General features: G+C 35.5%; 18 protein-coding genes. 14 read left to right on the top strand and 4 right to left on the bottom strand.

Annotated elements, in window-relative coordinates:
* Positions 1–214 precede the first annotated feature (214 nt).
* Positions 215–526 (top strand): DUF4176 domain-containing protein, encoded by a 312-nt coding sequence (locus tag CD172_RS06040; RefSeq protein ID WP_103345770.1) that lies wholly within the window; start codon positions 215–217, stop codon positions 524–526.
* 74 nt (positions 527–600) lie between these two features.
* Here the strand turns inward: CD172_RS06040 and lexA are convergent, their stop codons facing one another.
* Positions 601–1,224: a transcriptional repressor LexA gene (gene lexA / locus CD172_RS06035; RefSeq protein WP_037564495.1), complete on the bottom strand. Its 624-nt coding sequence runs from the start codon at positions 1,222–1,224 to the stop codon at positions 601–603.
* Positions 1,225–1,367: 143 nt separating this feature from the next.
* Between lexA and sosA the strand changes: the two genes are divergently transcribed.
* The 7 genes from sosA (at position 1,368) to sbcC (ending at position 9,466) form a co-directional block, all read left to right on the top strand.
* Positions 1,368–1,592 carry a DNA damage-induced cell division inhibitor SosA gene (gene sosA / locus CD172_RS06030; protein WP_060550974.1) on the top strand — a complete coding sequence of 75 codons (225 nt, stop codon included), beginning with the start codon at positions 1,368–1,370 and terminating at the stop codon, positions 1,590–1,592.
* A gap of 214 nt (positions 1,593–1,806) precedes the next feature.
* Complete coding sequence (locus CD172_RS06025; RefSeq protein ID WP_060550975.1) at positions 1,807–2,043, top strand: DUF896 domain-containing protein; 237 nt, start codon at positions 1,807–1,809, stop codon at positions 2,041–2,043.
* A gap of 88 nt (positions 2,044–2,131) precedes the next feature.
* Positions 2,132–4,120 carry a transketolase gene (gene tkt, locus CD172_RS06020; protein ID WP_103345769.1) on the top strand — a complete coding sequence of 663 codons (1,989 nt, stop codon included), beginning with the start codon at positions 2,132–2,134 and terminating at the stop codon, positions 4,118–4,120.
* Positions 4,121–4,306: 186 nt separating this feature from the next.
* On the top strand, positions 4,307–4,546 hold the full coding sequence (locus CD172_RS06015) for a YneF family protein (protein WP_037564485.1): 240 nt from the start codon (positions 4,307–4,309) through the stop codon (positions 4,544–4,546).
* 162 nt (positions 4,547–4,708) lie between these two features.
* Entirely contained in the window at positions 4,709–5,182 is a 474-nt protein-coding gene (locus CD172_RS06010; protein WP_037564483.1) for a CcdC family protein, read from the top strand.
* A 130-nt stretch (positions 5,183–5,312) separates the two neighbouring features.
* The gene (gene sbcD / locus CD172_RS06005) at positions 5,313–6,431 is read left to right on the top strand and encodes an exonuclease subunit SbcD (protein WP_103345768.1); all 1,119 of its coding nucleotides are present in this window, start codon (positions 5,313–5,315) and stop codon (positions 6,429–6,431) included.
* Between the two features lie 2 nt (positions 6,432–6,433).
* Positions 6,434–9,466 (top strand): exonuclease subunit SbcC, encoded by a 3,033-nt coding sequence (gene sbcC / locus CD172_RS06000; RefSeq protein ID WP_103345767.1) that lies wholly within the window; start codon positions 6,434–6,436, stop codon positions 9,464–9,466.
* A gap of 74 nt (positions 9,467–9,540) precedes the next feature.
* On the opposite strand, the gene mscL is transcribed toward sbcC, so the two are convergent.
* Entirely contained in the window at positions 9,541–9,906 is a 366-nt protein-coding gene (gene mscL, locus CD172_RS05995) for a large conductance mechanosensitive channel protein MscL (RefSeq protein WP_037564479.1), read from the bottom strand.
* Between the two features lie 235 nt (positions 9,907–10,141).
* Between mscL and CD172_RS05990 the strand changes: the two genes are divergently transcribed.
* From CD172_RS05990 to menI, 3 genes are all read left to right on the top strand, one after another.
* On the top strand, positions 10,142–11,776 hold the full coding sequence (locus CD172_RS05990) for a BCCT family transporter (protein ID WP_103345766.1): 1,635 nt from the start codon (positions 10,142–10,144) through the stop codon (positions 11,774–11,776).
* A 343-nt stretch (positions 11,777–12,119) separates the two neighbouring features.
* The gene (gene acnA / locus CD172_RS05985; protein WP_103345765.1) at positions 12,120–14,819 is read left to right on the top strand and encodes an aconitate hydratase AcnA; all 2,700 of its coding nucleotides are present in this window, start codon (positions 12,120–12,122) and stop codon (positions 14,817–14,819) included.
* A gap of 141 nt (positions 14,820–14,960) precedes the next feature.
* Positions 14,961–15,416, top strand: coding sequence for a 1,4-dihydroxy-2-naphthoyl-CoA hydrolase MenI (menI, locus tag CD172_RS05980; protein ID WP_060550985.1), 456 nt, complete (start codon positions 14,961–14,963; stop codon positions 15,414–15,416).
* A gap of 332 nt (positions 15,417–15,748) precedes the next feature.
* On the opposite strand, the gene CD172_RS05975 is transcribed toward menI, so the two are convergent.
* Both CD172_RS05975 and plsY read right to left on the bottom strand, forming a co-directional pair.
* Positions 15,749–16,048, bottom strand: a complete 300-nt coding sequence (locus tag CD172_RS05975; protein ID WP_060550987.1) for a HesB/YadR/YfhF family protein — start codon at positions 16,046–16,048, stop codon at positions 15,749–15,751.
* Between the two features lie 79 nt (positions 16,049–16,127).
* Positions 16,128–16,709: a glycerol-3-phosphate 1-O-acyltransferase PlsY gene (gene plsY, locus CD172_RS05970; protein ID WP_037564464.1), complete on the bottom strand. Its 582-nt coding sequence runs from the start codon at positions 16,707–16,709 to the stop codon at positions 16,128–16,130.
* Between the two features lie 212 nt (positions 16,710–16,921).
* Between plsY and parE the strand changes: the two genes are divergently transcribed.
* The 3 genes from parE (at position 16,922) to alsT (ending at position 22,902) form a co-directional block, all read left to right on the top strand.
* Complete coding sequence (gene parE, locus CD172_RS05965; RefSeq protein WP_037564461.1) at positions 16,922–18,916, top strand: DNA topoisomerase IV subunit B; 1,995 nt, start codon at positions 16,922–16,924, stop codon at positions 18,914–18,916.
* Positions 18,916–21,327 carry a DNA topoisomerase IV subunit A gene (gene parC / locus CD172_RS05960; RefSeq protein WP_103345764.1) on the top strand — a complete coding sequence of 804 codons (2,412 nt, stop codon included), beginning with the start codon at positions 18,916–18,918 and terminating at the stop codon, positions 21,325–21,327. Before parE ends, parC begins: the two co-directional genes overlap by 1 nt.
* Before the next feature lie 105 nt (positions 21,328–21,432).
* On the top strand, positions 21,433–22,902 hold the full coding sequence (gene alsT, locus CD172_RS05955) for a glutamine transporter AlsT (protein WP_085622333.1): 1,470 nt from the start codon (positions 21,433–21,435) through the stop codon (positions 22,900–22,902).
* Positions 22,903–23,006: the final 104 nt, after the last annotated feature.

The following is a 23,006-nucleotide window of genomic DNA, read 5'->3' as shown; positions in this document are numbered from 1 at the left end:
ATCTATGACATTAACCATTATCTTACTATATAATGATTTTAATTTTATTATTGGTATTATACATCTAATTTTCCTTATATTTTTTAGTTTTTTAAGCTATGCTACTGTAAAAGTTGGAGTATCTGAAGCTATAATCTATAAAAAAAAATAACGTTCTATTTTAAATACATAATAAGCTAATGCTTTGATGTAACTAAAGGGATTGGAGATATTTATGAAAACAATTGGAAGTATTATATATTTAAAAGAAGGTTCACAAAAATTAATGATTATTAATCGTGGTCCTATTGTAGAAATAGATGATAAAAAATATATGTTTGATTATTCCGCGTGTAAATATCCTTTAGGGGTTGTTGAAGATCAAATTTATTATTTCAATGAAGAAAATATTGATAAGGTTGTCTTTGAAGGCTATGTAGATGAAGAAGAGACGAGATTTCAAGAATTATTTGTAGAAATGAAAAGTCAGTTGCCTTCTGAAATTAAACAAGGCGTTGTACCACAAGAACAATTCGGTTTAAATTAAAAAATATGATAAGAAAAACACCATCCGCAAATTAGGGATGGTGTTTTTATATAAGCAAAGGAGATCACATTGAATTACAGTTCTCTAAATAGGCCTACAACTTTACCTAGCACAGTGACGTGTTCTAAGTAGATAGGATCTAAACTACTATTTTCAGGTTGTAAACGATAACGATTTTTTTCTTTATAAAAACGTTTCACTGTGGCTTCATCATCTTCCGTCATCGCTACGATGATATCGCCATTTTCTGCGATTGATTGACTTCTTACGATTACTTTATCGCCATCTAAAATACCAGCTTCAATCATACTGTCTCCTACAACATTTAAAATAAAGATTTGGCCATTATGTGTAGAAGTAAAGTGTTCAGGCAGTGGGTAATATTCTTCAACATTTTCTACAGCAGTAATCGGCGTACCAGCGGTAACTTTACCGATAACGGGTACATAAATTGTTTCTTCCATATTTACTGGTTCACCCATGAGCTCACTTACGATTTCGATTGCTCGAGGTTTTGTAGGGTCACGACGGATGTAGCCTTTCTCTTCAAGGCGTGATAAGTGACCGTGAACAGTTGAACTTGAAGCTAATCCAACTGCTTCTCCTATTTCTCGAACACTTGGCGGGTATCCTTTTGTTTGAACAATATGCTTAATAAATTCAAATATTTCTTCTTGTCTTTTTGTCAGTTCTCTCATCTGATTGCACTCCTTTGCTTGATTTATGTACATTATAGCATAGTTATCCGAACAGAACAAACATTTGTTCGTTTTGGTGTTGACATAGAACATTCGTTCTGTTAAATTAGTAACACAAACAAATGTTCTAGGAGATGTTGATAATGATTAAAGTTAAATTAAATGAAATATATCTGTATTTATCAGTATTTGTTGTTTCTATGATTATCTTTTTCGTGTTTTTTATTATGACTAGCCAAACTGCGCATACAGAACAAACGTACGAAATGACTGATCATCAAATTAATTCTAACCAAACAGAACACGTACAAAAATACGAACAAAAGTCTAATGATCAACAAAGTGTGCTCGCTGTGACAGTTCGATAAATTTAAAACCGAACATTTGACATAAAGACATAGAAATGAGGCGCACGGTAATGAGACTATACACAATTCAATATAAAGGTTTTATAAGGACGATGTGAAATGATGAATGACGTTTCACATTGTCTTTTTTTATTCAGCTTATAAGTCAGAGTGGTTGGTTTTATGCATCTTTTCTGTTATATTTTGTAGAGAATATTGACGGAGGTTTTCAATTATGCTTAGTCAAGAAAAATTACAACGTATTAATGCACTCGCTAAGAAAAAGAAAAGTGAAGGTTTGACTGAAGTTGAAGCAAAAGAACAATCACGCTTAAGAAGTGAATATCTTGCTTCATTTCGTAATAGTTTTAAAAATCAAATCGAACATACGAAGGTGATTGATCCTGAGGGTAACGACGTGACACCTAGCAAATTAAAAGAAATTCAAAAGCAAAATCATACACGTCATTAGTTCTCTATAAATACAAATGAAATTATAGGTTTTATCCGCGTATATAAGGTATAATAACCCTAGTAGCGAATAGAAAGGAAGTCATAATATGTTTGGACAAAAAGACACACATGCAGTAAATACCATCCGTGCGCTTAGCATTGATGCAATTGAGAAAGCAAATTCTGGTCACCCTGGTTTACCAATGGGTGCCGCGCCAATGGCTTACACACTTTGGACGCAACATTTAAATTTTAATCCTAATTCTAATACGTATTTCAACCGCGATCGTTTTGTTTTATCTGCGGGTCATGGTTCTGCACTTTTATATAGCTTGCTTCACGTTTCTGGTGGCTTAGAATTAGAAGAGTTAAAGCAATTTAGACAATGGGACTCTAAAACACCAGGACATCCTGAATACAACCATACAAAAGGTGTAGAAATTACAACAGGGCCATTAGGTCAAGGTTTTGCGATGTCAGTGGGTATGGCAATGGCTGAAAAACACTTAGCTGCCAAATTCAATCAAGACGATATTTCTGTTGTAGATCATTATACTTACGTATTAGCCTCTGATGGCGATTTAATGGAAGGGATTTCTCACGAAGCTGCATCTTTGGCGGGTCATTTAAAATTAGATAAACTTATCACGTTATATGACTCAAATGATATTTCCTTAGACGGTAAAACGAACAAATCATTCTCTGAAGATATTAAGAAGCGTTTTGAAGCGTATGGATGGAATCATATCATGGTTACTGATGGTAATGATATGGAAGCCATCAATAACGCTATTGTAGAAGCAAAATCTCAAGAAGGACCTACAATCATTGAAGTGAAAACAATTATTGGTTATGGTTCTCCTAATAAATCTAACAGTCACAGTTCTCATGGTGCACCACTAGGTGAAGAAGAACGTGAATTAACTTTCAAAAATTATGAATTAGACGCGACTCAAACATTCCAAGTGGATGATAGTGTGTATGAAATCTTTAATGAAACGATGATCAAACGTGCAGACGAACATGAAGCGGCATGGAAAAAAGATTTGGAAGCGTATGCTGAAAAATATCCTGAACTTGCGAAAGAGTTTAAATTAGCCATTGCAGGAGAATTACCTGAAAACTATGACGAAGCGTTACCACGTTTTGAGTTAGGTCACAAAGCGGCTTCTCGTGCAGATTCTGGAGAAATCATTCAAGCAATCGGTAAATCTGTACCGTCATTCTTCGGTGGTTCAGCTGACTTAGCGTCATCAAATAAATCGAACGTTAAAGCTGAAGGTGACTTCTCTGCAGAAGATGGCACTGGTAAAAATGTCTGGTTTGGTGTACGTGAATTTGCGATGGCAGCTGCAGTGAATGGTATGGCAGCACACGGTGGTTTACATCCTTATGGCGCTACTTTCTTTGTATTTAGCGATTACCTAAAACCAGCACTACGTTTATCTTCAATTATGGGAGTACGTTCAACGTTCATTTTCACACATGATTCGATTGCAGTTGGTGAAGATGGTCCAACACACGAACCAATTGAACAATTAGCTGGTTTACGTGCAATTCCTAACTTAAACGTTATTCGTCCAGCTGATGGCAACGAAACACGTGTTGCATGGAAAGTTGCATTAGAATCTAATAACACGCCTACAGCGCTTGTATTAACACGTCAAGGCTTACCAGTGTTAGATGTTGAAGAATCAAAACTTGAAGAAGGTGTACGTAAAGGGGCTTATGTTGTGTATGAAACAGAAAAAGCACCAGAATACGTATTGTTAGCTTCAGGTTCTGAAGTGAGCTTAGTGGTTGAGGTTGCGAAAGATCTTGAACAACGTGGAAAAGGTGTACGTGTGGTATCAATGCCAAACTGGCACGCATTTGAACAACAACCAAAAGCTTACCAAGACGAGGTATTACTTCCAGAAGTGTCTAAACGTGTTGCAGTAGAAATGGGCGCAACGCTTGGTTGGCACAAATATGTTGGTATGAAAGGCATTGTTGTTGGTATTGATCGTTATGGTGCAAGTGCGCCTGGTGACTTAGTAGTTGAAAAATATGGTTTCACTAAAGAAAATATTCTTTCACAAATCGAAGCACTTTAATCATTTTTAATTTTGTAAATGATGTCATTCATCACGTATGTTTAATCGGGACTTCCACCCACATTATAGATTATTTCGAAAGGATAGAGGGCGAGACGTTAATGTCCGCTCTCTATTTTCATGAAAGTATTGGAATGACCTTGAAAACTTGAATCAATTTTAGTAAAATGCAAAAGGATAGAGAAAGTGGGTGAAATAATGGCTACATGGTTGGCAATCGTATTAATTGTACTTGCACTTATCATTGGACTTGTAGGTGGCTTTTTCCTCGCACGTAAATATATGATGGATTATTTAAAGAAAAATCCTCCAATTAACGAAGAAATGTTACGTATGATGATGATGCAAATGGGTCAAAAACCATCACAGAAAAAAATTAATCAAATGATGACAATGATGAATAAAAACATGGACAAAAAGTTTTAATGTCCAACTTTTAAATGATGAAAAAGAGATTCGGATCTGAGATGATTTCCGAATCTCTTATTTTATTTATATATGGTATGATATAGGGCAATTCAATAACGTATCGGTATTCAATATGATATAATACGCTTATTACTGGTGAGCTATAAAGGAGATTTACATATGACGTTTTTAGTATTTTCTATCCTCGTCGCATTTTTTATGAGCGCTGTCGTCATTTTTATTCGTGTAAAAGCGCAAAAATATCCTGTCAACACTAAAAAAATTATGTTACCACCATTATTTATGGCAACAGGCGCATTGATGTATGTGGTACCATATTTTAGACTAACGGGTTTAGAAATTTTAGAATCCGTTATCGTAGGATTTATTTTTTCATCAATTTTAATCTTTACGTCACACTTTGAAGTAAAAGACCAACAAATATATTTAAAAAAATCTAAAGCATTCCCTATTATATTAGTATCATTACTAATTATGCGTACAATTTTAAAAGTTTATATCGGTAACTCAGTCCATCCTGGGGAGTTAGCAGGTATGTTTTTCTTATTAGCATTTAGTATGTTATTACCATGGCGCGTTGCCATGTTATTACGTTATAGAAGTATTAAACGTCAACTAGGAAATGCCTCTTAAATTTTATAAGTGATAAACCGGGCTTTTAAACACATCATGAAGATGGTTGTGAAATAAAGCTCGGTTTTTACTTGCATGCAAGTCATGTATTCATTAAAATAAAATAGAACAAATGTTCTGGAGTGATATGATGAAAGTGATACATACAGCAGATTGGCACTTGGGAAAAGTGTTGAATGGACACACGTTTCTAGAGGATCAAGCCGATATCTTAGAGAAACTGGTGGATAAAGTTGAACGTGAGCAACCCGATGTTTTGGTTATTGCAGGTGATATATTTGATACTGCCATGCCAAGTAAACGGGCCATCGAGCTTATGGAACGTACGATAGCACGCTTAAACATCGATTTAAAGATACCAATGATTATTACAAATGGGAACCATGATGGTAAAGAGCGCCTACGCTACGGTGCCCATTGGTTCAAGCGGAATCACCTCTATATTCGTACAGCATTAACAGACTTTGAGGAACCCATTATATTTGGGGATGTGTGTTTTTACACCTTACCATTTTTCACGTTAGCAGAAGCAAGAGCATTTTTAGGTACAGAAATAACTACATATGAAGAAGCTGTCACACAACTTGTTGAACGTATTAAACCGCAGATAGAAACTTCAAAGCAAAATGTATTGATTGGACATTTTACTATATTCGGTGCACCAAAAAGTGATTCTGAAAGGGAACTCACCGTTGGGACGATTGAAAGTGTGCGTTCACATTGTGTGGCGTTATTTGATGCAGTGATGTTAGGACATATTCATCATCCTTTTGCTTTAAATCAGAGTCATATTTATTACAGTGGGTCTTTATTACAATATTCATTTTCTGAAGTCAATCAGCCAAAAGGTATCCGCTGTTTCACTTTTAATAAAGAGGATTACACTCAAAATTTTATACCGTTGTCACCACGTAGAAAGCTGCAATATGTTGAAACCACATATGATGATGCTGTGAATGGACGTTTTGCACATGACAATAAAGAAGATTATTTCCATTTCAGTTTATCTGAGCTTGAAATGGTCAAAGATCCCATGCAACAGCTTAAAAAAATGTTTCCGAATACCTTGGCACTGACACAACAAGTATATGTATCGACAACGCATGTCAATGCATCTCACAATATTAAAAAGATGAAACCTCTTGAAATTATAGACACATTTTATAAAGAACTGATGGATGAAACTCTAGATGACATTCAAACTAAAGAAGTTGAAACATTTTTAAATCAATATGGAGAGGAGGAATAAAGATGAAGCCCATTCGGTTAACTATAGAAAATTTTGGGCCGTTTTTGAAGGAAAATATTGATTTTACACAAATAGAAACCAATCAGCTTTTTTTAATTAGTGGTAAAACGGGCTCAGGTAAAACAATGATTTTTGATGCAATAGTCTATGCATTATATGGTAGAGCATCGACAACGGCACGTGAAGTAGCACAATTGCGCAGTCATTTTGCCCCTCCAGAAGAACCACTCAAAGTCATCTATGAATTTGACATGCATCATCAACGCTATAAAGTGATTCGTTCCGCATCATTTACAAAACCTAATAAAAAAAGCGAAACGCCCGGGATTTTAGAAGTTTATAAACTTGAGGATGACCATTTTGTCCTTCAAGAAAGTAAAATTAATGCAGGCAATGCATACTTGCAATCGTTAATGAACTTAAAGGTTGATCAATTTCGCCAATTATTTATACTACCTCAAGGTGAGTTTAAATCATTTCTTGTGTCTAAAAGTCAGGATAAGCAAACCATTTTGCGAACATTATTTAATACAGTCATGTATGAAGATTTAAAAAATACTTTGAAAGAAAAAACAAAATCTATTCAAGACGACATGGATAAAACGTATGATCGATTGCGGACCTGCTGGCAAGATATGTATGCACTTGATAATGAAACTTTAAAACATTATCTTGAGACGGATGTCTCTCAATATGCACAAATTGAAACATATTTATCTGAGTTTAACATGATTGGTCTCCAAGAAGTGTCACAGTTATCATCTGAAAAAGAAAAGATTGAACAACAAATGAAGCATGTTCAAACGCAAATCGATCAAGAAACTATGAGACAACAACTTTGTAGCGAATTAAAAGAAGTTGAGCATCAAAGATTGTCTTTAAAAGAACAAAGTGATGAAATCAAGCAACTCGAACAGAAATTACATATATTAAAAGAAAGCCAATTGGCTATACATGCATTAACTGAACTAGAGCAGTTGCAACAAGATATGAATGATAATAAAGAGAAGCTTGCTGTCTTAGATAATCAAATGAAAGCGTACCAACAAGAGTTGAATACTTATCATCAAAAAAGTGATCAACTTGAAGCCAAACAAACAGATATGGATACTAAACTAGAAACACTAAAGACAACACATCATTATATTCAACATGAAAAAGACATTATTCAAGCATTTGAGGATGAGACAGCATTATTAAAACAAAACGAAAACTTAAATCATATATTAGAAAAAGTGCGAGCACAACTCGAACAGATCAGAGCAGAATTAGACACTTTAGCTACAGATTTTTCAAAACTCGATGAATATAAAGAAACTCAGTTTTCGTTAAGAAGAGAGTTAGATAAGATTGACGGTATTGAACAGCAATATAAACGTAAGTGTGAGCTTGATAAACAACGCCATGAATTAACAGCATCTTTGACAGCGTCAGAGCAACATATTGAACAGTTAGCCTCACAAAAGCATGAGATTACTGAAAGCGCTCAATCAATGGCATCACATGATGACATGATTCAAACATTACGTGCCACGTTATCTATATCGGAGCCGTGCCCTGTATGTGGCCAAATTGTTCATGATACAAATGCCGGTGAAGACATGGAGCTAGTTAAAAAACATTTAGAAGAAAATGAACAAATAGAGGCAAAGGTTCGTCAAATTGCAACATCTATGATTGAACAACAAACAACGCTAAAACATATTGATATTCAATTGAAGGAATTAGAGTCTATTGAGGATCCGGAACATCAAAAGCAAGCGTGTCTCAAACAAAAAGCGCACAATGCGTCACTTATCAAAGAGTTAACGGCAAAACAACAACAAGTTGAAAACTTAAACGACAAGAAACAACGTTTAGAAGAAAATGCTCAACAATTAAAAAGTGATATCACTAAGAATAATTACGCGCATGACCATGCTAAACAAAAAGTAATGCAATTTAAGCAAACGACACAATTCGATGATTTTTATACCTTTAAAACAGCTTATGAAAAACTTGAAAAAGAAGTAAATGCGTTTCAAAAGGAACGTGATGAACTTAAAACGAACATTCAAACAGTAAATGAACAATTAATGATTATTAAAAATGATATAAAACATCAAGATGCACAACATCAATCTAATCAAAAACGGTATGCTAAGGTGGATGCTATTGTGCAAGAAGAAATGCGTAAATTAAACGTAGACTCGTTAGCACAATTACGTCAATTAACAACTGAAGCTGAGCATATAGAAGCATATCAAACACGTATTGAGACATTTCACAAAGATATGCAAAAATGGACGACACAAAGAGATACGCTGTCACAAAAATTAAAAGGCTTGCCTGAAAATAATCTTCAAGCACTTCAACTCGAAAGCGAGCATATACAAAATGCCTTGAATACTGTCACTAAGCAATACAATGAAACTGCATTTCAAGTTCAAGAAAATAAGAAGAAAATTCAAAAAATAGAAGAAATCATTCAATATATTCAGCAATCCTTAACACAACATCGCGCAATTTTTAATTTATCTGAAGTGATTTCTGGAAAAAACAATCTCAAGTTAACGTTAGAAAATTATGTTTTAATCTATTATTTGGAACATATTTTAGATGCTGCAAATAAACGACTTCGCCATATGACGGGACAACGTTATGAATTGGTACGTAAAATTGATAAGGGTCGTGGATATAGTGGTTTAGAAATTGAAGTGTTTGACTATTATTCTAATCAAGCGCGTCATATAACCTCGCTTTCAGGTGGTGAGACGTTTCAAGCATCTCTTGCTTTAGCGTTAGGTTTAAGTGAAATTGTTCAAAATGAACAAGGGGGCATTTCGCTAGATGCGATGTTTATCGATGAAGGGTTTGGTACGTTAGACCAAGAAACGCTAGAGACGGCGCTAGACACTTTAATCCAATTACAGGCGACAGGGCGTCTCGTTGGCATTATTTCCCATGTCACAGAACTCAAAAATAGAATTCCAACTATATTAGAAGTCAATGCGAAAAATTATCAAAGTTCTACATCTTTAACTTTCAATGAATAACGGTACTATTAATTAAATAGAAAAAGCGGCGTTAAATTTTTGATTTAAGCGCCGCTTTTTCATGTTTCATATGATTAAGCTTTTTTATTTTGTTCGCGTAATAAATCGCGGATTTCAGTAAGTAATACTGTACTTTCTTCAATTTCTTCTTCGACTTCTTTAGGTTTAACAAGTGTATTTGCGATTTTGATAAAGATAAATAACGCAAAAGCAATGATAATAAAGTCAATAATTGATTGAATGAAGATACCATATTTTATACCGTAAATTGTCCAATTTTTAGCAAAATCAATTTCACCAAATAAAAGACCAATGAGCGGCATAATGACATTCTCAACAAGAGATGTCACGATCTTATTGAATGCAGCACCCATCACTACGGCTACGGCTAATTCAAGTACGTTACCTTTTAATGCAAATTCTTTAAATTCCTTTAACATGATGTTCTCCCCCTGAATGTGATTTCAAACACTTTAAGAATTATACATCATAGACATAATATTGCAAGACGCAATTTTGCTATATAAACTTATTTTTATATGCCACGTTGAATATGTTATTCTGTTTTGTTATTGTATATATGACGATTGCATTTTAAAGCTTATTTAAAACGTTTAATCAAAAAATGCACATATCTTTGAAAATTTAATATGGAGAAAGGGAGTAGGTATTGATATGAATACTTCAAATCCAAATGAAAATGGTAAGAAGTTTTCACCAGTATTTATCTTTAGTTCAATTATCATCTTTGCGATTGTTTTAATTGGGGTATTTATACCGAAACAATTCGGTGGATTTACATCTATGATTACAGCTTGGATTACGAATACATTAGGTTGGTATTATCTGATCTTAACAACAGTGATTGTGTTCTTTTGTATCTTTTTAATTTTTAGTCCGATTGGTAAATTGAAGCTTGGTAGACCAAATGATAAACCTGAATTTAATACAGTGTCATGGTTTGCGATGCTATTTAGTGCAGGTATGGGGATTGGTCTTGTGTTTTATGGTGCTGCAGAACCTTTAGCGCATTTTGCTTCACCACCGAATGCAGATCCGAAATCTACTCAAGCTTTTACTGAGTCATTACGTTCTACATTCTTCCACTGGGGCTTCCATGCATGGGCAGTCTATGGTGTTGTTGCACTTGCGCTTGCTTATGCACAATTTAGAAAAGGCGAGCCTGGTTTATTATCGAAAACATTACGACCGATCTTAGGCGACCGAGTGGATGGTCCAATAGGAACGTTCATTGATGTTTTAGCAGTTTTTGCCACAGTGGTCGGTGTCGCTGTATCCCTAGGTATGGGTGCGCTTCAAATCGCTGGTGGTTTACATTACTTGTTTGGTGTTCCAAATAATATTGTGACACAATCGATTATTATTGTAGTTGTTACAATCTTATTCATTATGAGCGCTTGGTCAGGACTCAGTAAGGGGATTCAATATTTAAGTAATTTAAATATCGGCTTAGGTACAGTTTTATTATTAGCTGCGTTATTTATTGGGCCGACAATTTTAATCTTAAATATGTTGACAAGTTCTACAGGTAGTTTATTAAATTCATTTTTATTTAACAGCTTTGATGCAGCTGCCACAAATCCTCAAAAACGTGAATGGATGGCAAGTTGGACGCTTTACTATTGGGGCTGGTGGTTAAGCTGGAGTCCATTCGTTGGTGTATTTATTGCACGTGTATCTAAAGGACGTTCGATTCGAGAATTTATTTCAGGGGTTTTACTTGTCCCAGTAATCGTAAGTTTTATTTGGTTCAGTGTATTTGGTGTTCTTGGTATCGAAACAGCTAAAAAACATAAAGAAATTTATGATATGTCTGTTGAAACACAATTATTTGGTGTTTTCCATCATTTACCAATGGGTATGGTGTTATCAATTATTGCACTTTTACTCATCGCATCATTCTTTATTACATCAGCGGATTCAGCAACATTCGTCCTTGGTATGCAAACAACATTTGGTTCACAAAACCCAAGTTCATTTGTCAAAGTAACATGGGGTGTTGCACAATCTCTTATCGCTTTCGTGCTTTTATTATCTGGTGGTGGAGATGGCGAAGCCGGGTTAACCGCACTTCAGAATGCAGCGATTATTAGTGCCTTGCCGTTCTCATTTGTTGTCATACTGATGATGGTCAGTTTCTATAAAGATGCCAATAAAGAACGTAAATTCCTCGGTTTAACATTAACGCCGAACAAACATCGTTTAAAAGAATATGTTGAAAATTCTAGAAACGATTATGAAGAAGAATTAATTTCTAAGCGTAAAGCGATACGTGATACGGAAAGATAATAGAAAACGGTCTTATTGCTTAATGATGAGGTGATACCTTGTCATTAAGCTTTTTTATTTATACAGACTCAGGAAGTTGAAATCATTCAACTATCGTAGGAGTCAAAAATTCATTTTATCAAGGATTCTAATCAACGCGCTTAATACTTATAGAGCGCGCATTTGAAAAATAGCATAATATATACTTATTACACTATCTTAGATTGATAACTTTTATTTATAGTTACTGATTAGAAAGTCAAAACACTGAAATAAAGCTTTTCACGCGTATAGAGTTGTTTTCATAGAAGGATAATTATACAATTATATTAACGGCATATAAAAATATCAGGGGGGATATTCTATGGCTTCAAATTTAAAAGAGCAAGCTAAAAAGTCGTTTCAAGTGAATGGTAAAACACTAACTTACTACGACCTTAAATCACTCGAAGCACAAGGTTTAACAGAAATTAGTCGTTTACCATACTCAATTCGTGTACTTTTAGAATCTGTTTTACGTCAAGAAGATGGTTTTGTGATCACAGATGATCACATTAAGGCGTTATCAACATTTGGTAAAGAAAACGTAAAAGGTGAAGTACCTTTTAAACCATCACGTGTTATTTTACAAGACTTTACAGGTGTACCTGCAGTAGTAGATTTAGCATCATTACGTAAGGCAATGGATGATGTCGGCGGTGATTTATCTAAAATCAATCCTGAAGTACCTGTGGACTTAGTTATTGACCACTCGGTTCAAGTTGACAGCTACGCATCTCCAGACGCTCTTGAACGCAACATGAAATTAGAATTTGAACGCAACTATGAACGTTATCAATTTTTAAACTGGGCTACAAAAGCTTTTGAAAATTATAATGCAGTACCACCTGCAACGGGTATTGTTCACCAAGTGAACCTTGAATACTTAGCGAATGTTGTTCATGTTCGTGAAAACGATGGTGAACAAGTTGCTTTCCCAGATACATTAGTAGGTACCGATTCACATACTACGATGATCAATGGTCTAGGTGTATTAGGTTGGGGTGTTGGTGGTATTGAAGCTGAAGCAGGTATGCTGGGTCAACCATCCTACTTCCCAATTCCAGAAGTAATTGGTGTACGTTTAACTAAAGAACTTCCTCAAGGTGCAACTGCCACAGACCTCGCTTTACGTGTTACAGAATTACTACGTAAAAAAGGCGTAGTTGGAAAATTTGTTGAGTTCTTCGGTCCTGGTGTTGAAAAATTACCATTAGCTGACCGTGCAACAATTGCCAACATGGCACCTGAATATGGTGCAACATGTGGGTTCTTCCCAGTAGATGATGAAACACTCAAATATCTACGTTTAACAGGTCGTTCTGATGAGCAAATTGAAACAGTGGATAAATATTTAAAAGAAAACCATATGTTCTTTGATGCCTCTGCAGAACCGAACTACACAGATGTTGTTGATTTAGATTTATCTACTGTAGAAGCTTCATTATCAGGCCCTAAACGTCCTCAAGATTTAATTTTCTTAAGTGATATGAAAAAAGCATTCCAAAAATCTGTGACTGCACCTGCAGGTAACCAAGGTCACGGTTTAGATAAAAGTGAATTCGATAAAAAAGCGACGATTGAATTTAAAGATGGCCGTTCAACTGAAATGAAAACGGGAGACATTGCGATTGCCGCAATTACATCTTGTACAAACACTTCTAATCCATATGTAATGTTAGGTGCTGGGCTTTTAGCGAAAAAAGCTGTTGAAAAAGGTTTGAAAGTGCCAGATTATGTTAAAACATCACTTGCACCTGGTTCAAAAGTTGTAACAGGTTATTTGCGTGATGCCGGCTTACAAGACTATTTAGATCAATTAGGGTTTAACTTAGTTGGTTATGGTTGTACAACTTGTATCGGTAACTCTGGTCCGTTACTCGAAGAAATTGAACGTGCGGTGGCTAAAGAAGACTTATTAGTAACATCAGTCCTTTCTGGTAACCGTAACTTTGAAGGTCGTATCCATCCTTTAGTGAAAGCAAACTATTTAGCATCACCGCCACTCGTTGTCGCTTATGCTTTAGCGGGTACAGTTGATGTAGACTTACAAAATGAACCACTTGGCCAAGATGCGCAAGGTAATGACGTTTACTTAAAAGATATTTGGCCATCGATTCAAGAAGTTTCAGATACTGTAGATAGTGTCGTGACTCCAGAACTCTTTAAAGAAGAATATAAAAATGTATATGAAAATAACGAATTATGGAATGAAATCGATACTACAAATCAACCATTGTATGATTTTGATCCGTCATCAACATATATTCAAAATCCTACATTCTTCCAAGGCTTATCTAAAGAGCCTGGTCACATTCAACCATTAAGTGATTTACGTGTGATGGGTAAATTTGGTGATTCTGTTACGACAGACCATATTTCTCCAGCTGGTGCGATTGGTAAAGATACGCCAGCAGGTAAGTACTTAACTGACAATGGTGTTTCACCTCGTGACTTTAACTCATATGGTTCACGTCGTGGAAATCATGAAGTGATGGTACGTGGTACGTTTGCGAATATTCGTATTAAGAACCAATTAGCGCCAGGTACTGAGGGTGGTTATACGACATATTGGCCAACGAAAGAAGTGATGTCCATTTATGATGCAGCGATGAAATACAAAGAAGACGGTACAGGTCTTGTTGTATTAGCTGGTAATGACTATGGTATGGGTTCTTCTCGTGACTGGGCTGCGAAAGGTACGAACCTTTTAGGTGTGAAAACAGTCATTGCACAAAGTTATGAACGTATTCACCGCTCTAACTTAGTCATGATGGGTGTATTACCTTTACAATTTAAACCAGGTGAGTCAGCTGATAGCCTTGGTTTAGATGGTACAGAACACATTTCTGTAGACATTACAGAAGCCGTTCAGCCAGGACAAGATGTGACAGTTACTGCGAAAAAAGAAGACGGTCAAACGATTGAATTTAAAGCAGTGGCTCGTTTCGACTCTAAAGTTGAAATTGAATACTATCGTCACGGTGGTATTTTACAATTGGTATTACGTAAAAAATTAGCATAAAACATGCTTTTATCATCATAATAAAACGGGATGGAACGTAGTAGTTCTATCCCGTTTAATCTGTATGAAGTTTATTATCGTTATTTAAATACGATGTATGATACACTAAACAGTGACGAATGATAGAAAGAAGGACGGCGTATGTTATATGCTTTAACTGAGATAGAATCTAGATATCAAGAAACAGATCAAATGGGTGTGATTTACCATGGGAATTACGCAACATGGTTTGAAGTAGCGCGTACTGATTACATTCGTAAACTCGGTTTAGATTACAGTGAAATGGAACATGAAGGTGTCGTATCACCAGTGACTGAATTAAACATCACCTATAAAAAAAGCGTCACATATCCAGAAAAAGTGATTATCAAAACATGGGTTTCAAAATTTTCTAAATTACGCTCAAGATATCAATATGAGATATACAACGAAAAAGGTGACATTGTGACTACTGGTTACACAGATAATGTGATTATTACTAAAGATGAACGTAGACCGATACGTCTTGATAAACGTTTTCCGAATTGGTTTGAGGTTTATAGTAAAGTTGATGAACAAAATCAAGCAGGCGTTGAAAAAGAGCTTACGTTAAATTAATTCTATCAGTAATATTAAATCGCATAGAGATGCTGTTGCCATATTAAATAGCCTTCATCGCTCATATATGGGTGAAGATGAAGGCTATTTTCATAGTTTTTAAAGGCTAAGTATGTAAGCTGACAAAAGAAAAGGGAGACGCTTAGTAACGGTATTAACTTTTCCTCTTAATATTATGTCAGTTTAAACAAATTATCATGACCGTTTGTTTTAAGTGTAGACATTTTAATGGCATATAAAAAAGGTTGAGCATACTATATCTCAACCTTTTAATTTTATAAGGAACTTTATCTCGTCATCTTACGTTCCATGTATGTTATTGTAATCTCTTTTTATTTTGATTCAGCTTCATATGTGATTTCGTCATTTTTGACGTCGATTTTGAGGTGATCGTCTTCAAAATACCATACGTCTCTTTCAGCAACAACGACATATAAGCCATCTAGTGTTTGTTCGTATCCAATTTCGTCAATATCTTTTACATTTTCAATATTAAACGCAGGACTAAATCCTTGTTTTAATTGAAATTCGCCACCATAGCGAACAAAAAAGTGAAGTGCTTTGCCTTCTTGAGGTAATTCTAATTCTTTCTTAAACCATTCAATTGCTTCAGCTGTAAATTCTAATTGCATCTTTAAAACTCCTCTCATAAATAAGGCTAGGTATAAGCTTATTTTATCTTGAAACCTAAAAGAAATAAATAGAAAAAGGTTACATCCATTTAATTTTAGGCTCTGTGCCTTTAATGATACGTTTGATATTACTAATATGTCGTATCACGAGTAGAGAGGCTACTACGAAACTAATCAGTAGTAGTATTTTGTCATTAACTATAAACGAGCCTATGACACAGCAAATGCCGGCTATGATACTTGATAATGATACATATTTTGTTAAATAAAGAATTGCAAAAAAGATTGCGATTAAAATTAAGCATAAAATGGGGTTTACACCGAGTAACACTCCGGCACTTGTAGCAACCGCCTTACCACCACGGAATTTTAAATATACTGGAAATACATGACCTAAAATTGCAAATATACCAATTAAAATACCATGAATATCTACATGAAATAATGCAGGTAAAAACACTACAATAAATCCTTTGAAAATATCAAAAAAAGTAACAGCGAACCCAGCAGGTTTACCTAACACTCTAAAACTGTTTGTTGCACCTGTGTTTCCGCTACCATATTGACGAATATCCTTTTTAAAGAAAATTTTACCAATTATATAACCACTCGGAATTGCCCCAATAAGGTAACTCAAAACGATTACTAGGAAAATTGACATGTACATTCACATCCTTTTAGTACCTACTACCATTTTACCACAATTTTTGAACGCGTCATGTTTTTTTGTGTTACTAAAAAAGTAATTTCCCATTATTCAGGGGTGAAATTAACGAGCAATACCAATTGTGACTTGCATTTTAATGTGATTTATATAAGAATAACTATTGTATAGTTTGATGAACGAACGTATGTTTGTAGGAGGGGAATTGAGTGTCAGCAAAAACGAATCATAACTATTCTGATGATGCAATACAAGTACTCGAGGGTCTTGAGGCTGTTCGTAAAAGACCAGGTATGTACATTGGTTCGACAGATAAGCGTGGACTCCATCACTTGGTTTATGAAGTTGTGGACAATTCTGTCGACGAGATTTTAAATGGATATGGTGATGAGATTAATGTCACAATCAATCCAGACGAAAGTATTACAATTTCCGATAATGGTCGTGGTATGCCAACAGGAATGCATCAATCAGGGAAACCTACTGTTGAAGTTATTTTTACTGTACTTCACGCGGGTGGTAAATTTGGTCAAGGTGGTTATAAAACATCTGGCGGTCTCCACGGAGTAGGTGCATCTGTCGTCAATGCGTTAAGTGAATGGCTTACAGTTCAGATTCACCGTGACGGAAAAATTGTTGAACAACAGTTTAAACATGGTGGCGTTCCACAAACAAAACTGATATCTAAAGGTAAAACGAGACGTACAGGAACGACCGTAACATTTAAACCAGATCCCGAAATATTTAAAAATGCGACCTCTTTTAACTTTGATACGTTAAGTGAACGATTACAAGAATCTGCTTTTTTACTTCAAGGATTAAAAATTACTTTAGAAGATCGTCGCGCAGATAAAGCACGTACTGAAGTGTATCATTATGAAGAAGGAATTAAAGAATTTGTAAAATATGTCAATGAGGGTAAAGAAACGCTTCATGACGTTGCTTTATTCCAAGGTCAGTCCAATGAGATTGAGGTTGATGTATCGTTTCAATATAACGATCAGTATTCCGAGAGTATTATGAGTTTTGTTAATAATGTCCGTACGAAGGATGGCGGCACACATGAAGTCGGTTTTAAAACAGCGATGACACGTGTCTTTAATGATTATGCCCGCCGTATCGGCGACTTAAAAGCAAAAGATAAAAACCTTGAAGGTAATGATATACGTGAAGGACTCACTGCTATTATATCAGTACGAATTCCAGAACACTTACTCCAATTTGAAGGCCAAACAAAATCAAAACTTGGAACACCTGAAGCGAGAAGTGCTGTAGATGCTGTTGTAGCTGAAAAATTACCGTATTATTTAGAGGAAAAAGGTCAACTTTCTAAAGCGTTAGTAAAAAAAGCAATTAAAGCCCAACAAGCGAGAGAAGCAGCGAGAAAAGCGCGAGAAGATGCGCGTTCAGGTAAGAAAAATAAACGTAAAGATACGTTGCTATCTGGTAAACTGACACCAGCGCAAAGTAAAAACACGGATAAAAATGAACTCTATCTTGTCGAAGGTGATTCGGCGGGTGGATCTGCAAAACTTGGACGTGACCGCAAGTTCCAGGCCATTTTGCCATTACGTGGTAAAGTTATCAATACTGAAAAAGCAAAACTGGAAGATATATTTAAAAATGAAGAAATCAATACAATCATTCATACGATTGGTGCAGGTGTAGGAAATGACTTTAATATTGAAGACAGTAACTATAACCGTGTCATAATTATGACCGATGCGGATACAGATGGTGCACACATTCAAGTATTATTGCTTACATTCTTCTTTAAATATATGCGTCCTCTTGTAGCTGCTGGTCGCGTGTTTATCGCATTACCACCGCTTTATAAATTAGAAAAAGGTAAAAACAAAAATAAAAAAGTAGCCTATGCTTGGACAGATGAAGAGTTAGAATCATTACAAAAAGAATTTGGAAAAGGATTCATTTTACAACGGTACAAAGGTCTCGGTGAAATGAATCCTGACCAACTTTGGGAAACAACGATGAATCCCGAAACGCGAACATTGATTCGTGTTCAAATTGAAGATGAAGTACGTTCATCTAAGCGTGTGTCTACGCTCATGGGAGATAAAGTTGCACCACGAAGAGAATGGATTGAACGTCATGTACAATTTGGTATGCAAGAAGACCAAAGTATTTTAGAAAATGATGAAGTTCAAATTTTAAATGATGAATCGGAAGAGGAGAATGCATAATGGCTGAAATCATCCAAAGTTTACCATTAGAAGATGTCATTGGTGACCGTTTTGGGCGTTACAGTAAATATATCATTCAAGAACGTGCATTACCTGATGTACGCGACGGGTTAAAGCCTGTACAACGTCGTATTTTATATGCAATGTATTCAAGTGGAAATACGTACGATAAAAATTTCCGTAAAAGTGCGAAAACCGTCGGGGATGTTATTGGACAATTCCACCCACATGGCGATTCGTCGGTCTACGATGCAATGGTGCGTCTCAGTCAAGATTGGAAATTACGTCATGTGTTAGTTGAAATGCATGGTAATAACGGAAGTATTGACAATGATCCTCCAGCTGCAATGCGTTATACAGAGGCTAAATTAAGCTTACTGTCAGCGCAATTATTACGTGACATTCATAAAGAAACAGTCGACTTTGTACCGAACTATGATGATACTGAAATGGAACCTATGGTGTTGCCAGCACGTTTTCCAAATTTACTTGTAAATGGTTCTACAGGGATTTCTGCTGGTTATGCGACAGATATTCCGCCACACAACTTATCAGAAGTAATCACAGCGACGTTAAAATATATAGATAATCCTGACATCACGGTGAATCAACTTATGAAATCCATCAAAGGCCCAGATTTTCCAACGGGTGGTATTATTCAAGGTATTGATGGTATTAAAAAGGCCTACGAAACGGGTAAAGGCAAAATTATCGTTCGCTCTAAAACAGAGATTGAAACGTTGCGAAATGGCCGTTCACAAATCGTTGTGACAGAAATTCCATATGAAGTGAACAAAAGTAGTCTTGTGAAAAAAATTGATGAGTTACGTGCTGATAAAAAAGTAGATGGTATCGTTGAAGTACGTGATGAAACAGATAGAAGCGGTTTACGTGTTGCAGTGGAGTTGAAAAAAGACGTTAATGCAACAGCAATTTTAAATTATTTATTTAAAAATACCGATTTACAAGTAGCCTATAATTTCAATATGGTAGCAATCAGTGAAGGTCGACCTAAGTTAATGGGCATTAAACCGATGATTGACAGTTACTTAAATCATCAAATCGAAGTTGTCACACGTCGTACTCAATATGATTTAAGTCATGCTGAAGCGCGTATGCATATTGTTGAAGGTTTGATCAAAGCTTTATCTATTCTAGATGAAGTCATCGCAATTATTCGAAACTCTAAAAATAAAAGTGATGCAAAAAATAATCTTGTTGCTGAATTTGATTTTACACAAGAACAAGCTGAAGCGATTGTTATGTTACAGTTGTACCGCTTAACAAATACAGATATCGTTGCATTGCAAGATGAACATAAAGAACTAGAAGCTCTAATCGCTAAATTGAAACATATTCTGGATGACCACGGTGCGTTACTTGATGTGATTAAATCAGAATTGAATGAAATTAAAGCACAATTTAAATCACCACGTTTATCCGTGATTGAAGCTGAAATTGCTGAAATTAAAATTGATAAAGAAGTCATTGTACCAAGTGAGACGGTAGTGATGAGTTTAACTCAAGAAGGTTATATTAAACGCACTTCTTTACGTAGCTTTAATGCAAGTGGTAAAGACGAAATTGGTATTAAAGATAAGGACAGCGTGTTAACGATTCAAGAAGTCAATACACAAGATACAGCGCTTGTATTTACGTCAAAAGGACGCTACTTACTGATTGCTGTGCATAAATTGCCGGATATAAAATGGAAAGATTTAGGTCAACATGTATCTCAAATTGTACCTATTGATGAAGACGAAAAGATAATACAAGCGTATGTCGTTTCTAAATTTACTGATGATGAAGCGATTATTACCGCAACGCGTAACGGTATGATTAAGAAAAGTTTACTGTCAGGTTTCAAATCTTCGCGCTCAACGAAACCCCTTGTTGCTGCAAAAGTAAAAGCAGGTGATGACGTTGTGGCTGTGATGAAAGTGCCATCCAAGAATGACCTACAGTTGATTACATTATTCACACACAAAGGGATGTCGCTTACTTATCCATTGTCTGAACTTCCTGATACAGGATTACGTGCTGCAGGTGTGAAAGCCATCAACCTTAAAGATGAAGATTACGTAGTACTGGCGGACACAATTGATAGTGAAGATTCCATTTTAATTGCCACTCAACGAGGCGCTTTAAAACGAATTAAAGCATCACTTTTACAATCGGCTAAACGTGCGCAACGGGGTATCACAGTATTAAAAGAATTGAAGAAAAATCCACATCGTGTTGTAGATGCCAAAGTATGTCGACCTGAGCATGAGCACTTTACTTTGCATTCAGATCGTCATCAATTTGAAGGCAACATTAACGATATCCACTTATCTGAACAATATACGAATGGTAGTTTTGTAGTTGATGTGACACAGTTTGGTGACATCAAGCATCTTGAAATACAGTAGCTTTTAAAAAATTTATAGTCACTTGTCTTATTCAATGGTAGAATGAACCTAGTTGTTTTTAAAATTGAGTATATTTGAAAATTTGATAAGTAAAGAGGGATTAAAGTGAAAGATTTTGATAGTTTAATTCCGGGTTGGTTCAAAACATTAATAACTGAAGGTACAGACTTAATTTGGTCCCAATATTTAATTGGATTACTACTTACTGCTGGACTCTTTTTCTCAATCAGTTCAAAGTTCGTTCAAATTAGGTGGATACCTGAGATGTTCAGAGCCTTAACGGAAAAGCCAGAAACACTTGATTCTGGTGAAAAGGGGATTTCGCCATTCCAAGCGTTCGCAATAAGTGCAGGTTCTCGTGTAGGGACGGGAAATATTGCAGGGGTTGCGACAGCAATTGTATTAGGTGGTCCTGGTGCAGTATTTTGGATGTGGATTATTGCAATTATTGGTGCAGCGAGTGCCTTTGTTGAGGCGACTTTAGCTCAAGTATACAAAGTTCCAGATAAAGAAGGCGGCTTCCGAGGTGGTCCCGCATATTATATTACTAAAGGATTAAATCAAAAATGGTTAGGTATTGTATTTGCCATTTTAATTACAATTACCTTTGCCTTCGTTTTTAATACTGTACAATCGAATACTATTGCAGAGTCATTGCAAACACAATATAACATTGATCCTGTTTATACAGGGATTGTTTTAGCTCTGCTTACGGCTGTCATTATATTCGGTGGTGTAAGAAGTATTGCGACATTGTCGTCATATATCGTTCCGATTATGGCAATTGTGTATATCGTAATGGTATTGTTTATTTTAGTCACACATATTGATCAAATTGTACCGATGATTTTAACGATTATTAAAAGTGCATTTGGTATAGATCAAGCTGCAGGTGGGGCTTTAGGCTTTGCTGTTTTACAAGGTGTTAAACGTGGTCTATTCTCCAACGAAGCTGGTATGGGTTCTGCCCCTAACGCAGCAGCAACAGCAGCAGTTACACACCCTGTGAAACAAGGTTTAATTCAATCTTTAGGTGTATTTTTTGATACCTTACTTGTTTGTACTGCGACAGCAATTATGATTTTATTATATTCTGGTTTAGAATTTGGTGAAGGTGCTGCGCAAGGTGTTAAAGTGACGCAATCAGCACTTAATGAACATTTAGGAAGTGCTGGCGGTATCTTCTTATCAATCGCGATTACACTGTTTGCATTTTCATCTGTAGTAGGGAACTACTACTACGGTCAATCTAACATAGAGTTCTTATCTCAAAATAAAATTGTATTATTTATTTTCCGCTGTTTCGTTGTAGTATTAGTTTTTGTTGGTGCCGTTGTAAAAACACAAACAGTATGGAACACAGCAGATTTATTTATGGGCTTAATGGCCATTGTTAACTTGGTGGCAATTATCGGTTTATCTAATGTTGCATTTGCTGTCGCCAAGGATTACCAACGACAACGTAAAGAAGGTAAACGACCTATCTTCAGACCAGAAGAATTAGAAATTAATTTATTCGGTATTGAATGTTGGGGCGATGCACAAAAGCGTTTGAAACAATACGATAAATTTTAAGTCGACAGTTTCATCTATCATTAACATATCTTTAGCTTTCAAAGTTCATTTATTCATGAATTTTGAAAGCTTTTTTTACAAACGCACATTGGTGTCTATGATAT

The organism is Staphylococcus agnetis, from assembly GCF_002901865.1.
GTDB lineage: Bacteria > Bacillota > Bacilli > Staphylococcales > Staphylococcaceae > Staphylococcus > Staphylococcus agnetis.
This window is presented reverse-complemented; position numbering and strand designations above follow the sequence as displayed.

What these genes read in the sequence shown, in the direction of transcription:
- CD172_RS06040 (WP_103345770.1), top strand. Translation starts at nt 215, where the DNA reads ATGAAAACAATTGGAAGTATTATATATTTAAAAGAAGGTTCACAAAAA.
- lexA (WP_037564495.1), bottom strand. Translation starts at nt 1,224, where the DNA reads ATGAGAGAACTGACAAAAAGACAAGAAGAAATATTTGAATTTATTAAG.
- sosA (WP_060550974.1), top strand. Translation starts at nt 1,368, where the DNA reads ATGATTAAAGTTAAATTAAATGAAATATATCTGTATTTATCAGTATTT.
- CD172_RS06025 (WP_060550975.1), top strand. Translation starts at nt 1,807, where the DNA reads ATGCTTAGTCAAGAAAAATTACAACGTATTAATGCACTCGCTAAGAAA.
- tkt (WP_103345769.1), top strand. Translation starts at nt 2,132, where the DNA reads ATGTTTGGACAAAAAGACACACATGCAGTAAATACCATCCGTGCGCTT.
- CD172_RS06010 (WP_037564483.1), top strand. Translation starts at nt 4,709, where the DNA reads ATGACGTTTTTAGTATTTTCTATCCTCGTCGCATTTTTTATGAGCGCT.
- sbcD (WP_103345768.1), top strand. Translation starts at nt 5,313, where the DNA reads ATGAAAGTGATACATACAGCAGATTGGCACTTGGGAAAAGTGTTGAAT.
- sbcC (WP_103345767.1), top strand. Translation starts at nt 6,434, where the DNA reads ATGAAGCCCATTCGGTTAACTATAGAAAATTTTGGGCCGTTTTTGAAG.
- mscL (WP_037564479.1), bottom strand. Translation starts at nt 9,906, where the DNA reads ATGTTAAAGGAATTTAAAGAATTTGCATTAAAAGGTAACGTACTTGAA.
- CD172_RS05990 (WP_103345766.1), top strand. Translation starts at nt 10,142, where the DNA reads ATGAATACTTCAAATCCAAATGAAAATGGTAAGAAGTTTTCACCAGTA.
- acnA (WP_103345765.1), top strand. Translation starts at nt 12,120, where the DNA reads ATGGCTTCAAATTTAAAAGAGCAAGCTAAAAAGTCGTTTCAAGTGAAT.
- menI (WP_060550985.1), top strand. Translation starts at nt 14,961, where the DNA reads ATGTTATATGCTTTAACTGAGATAGAATCTAGATATCAAGAAACAGAT.
- CD172_RS05975 (WP_060550987.1), bottom strand. Translation starts at nt 16,048, where the DNA reads ATGCAATTAGAATTTACAGCTGAAGCAATTGAATGGTTTAAGAAAGAA.
- plsY (WP_037564464.1), bottom strand. Translation starts at nt 16,709, where the DNA reads ATGTCAATTTTCCTAGTAATCGTTTTGAGTTACCTTATTGGGGCAATT.
- parC (WP_103345764.1), top strand. Translation starts at nt 18,916, where the DNA reads ATGGCTGAAATCATCCAAAGTTTACCATTAGAAGATGTCATTGGTGAC.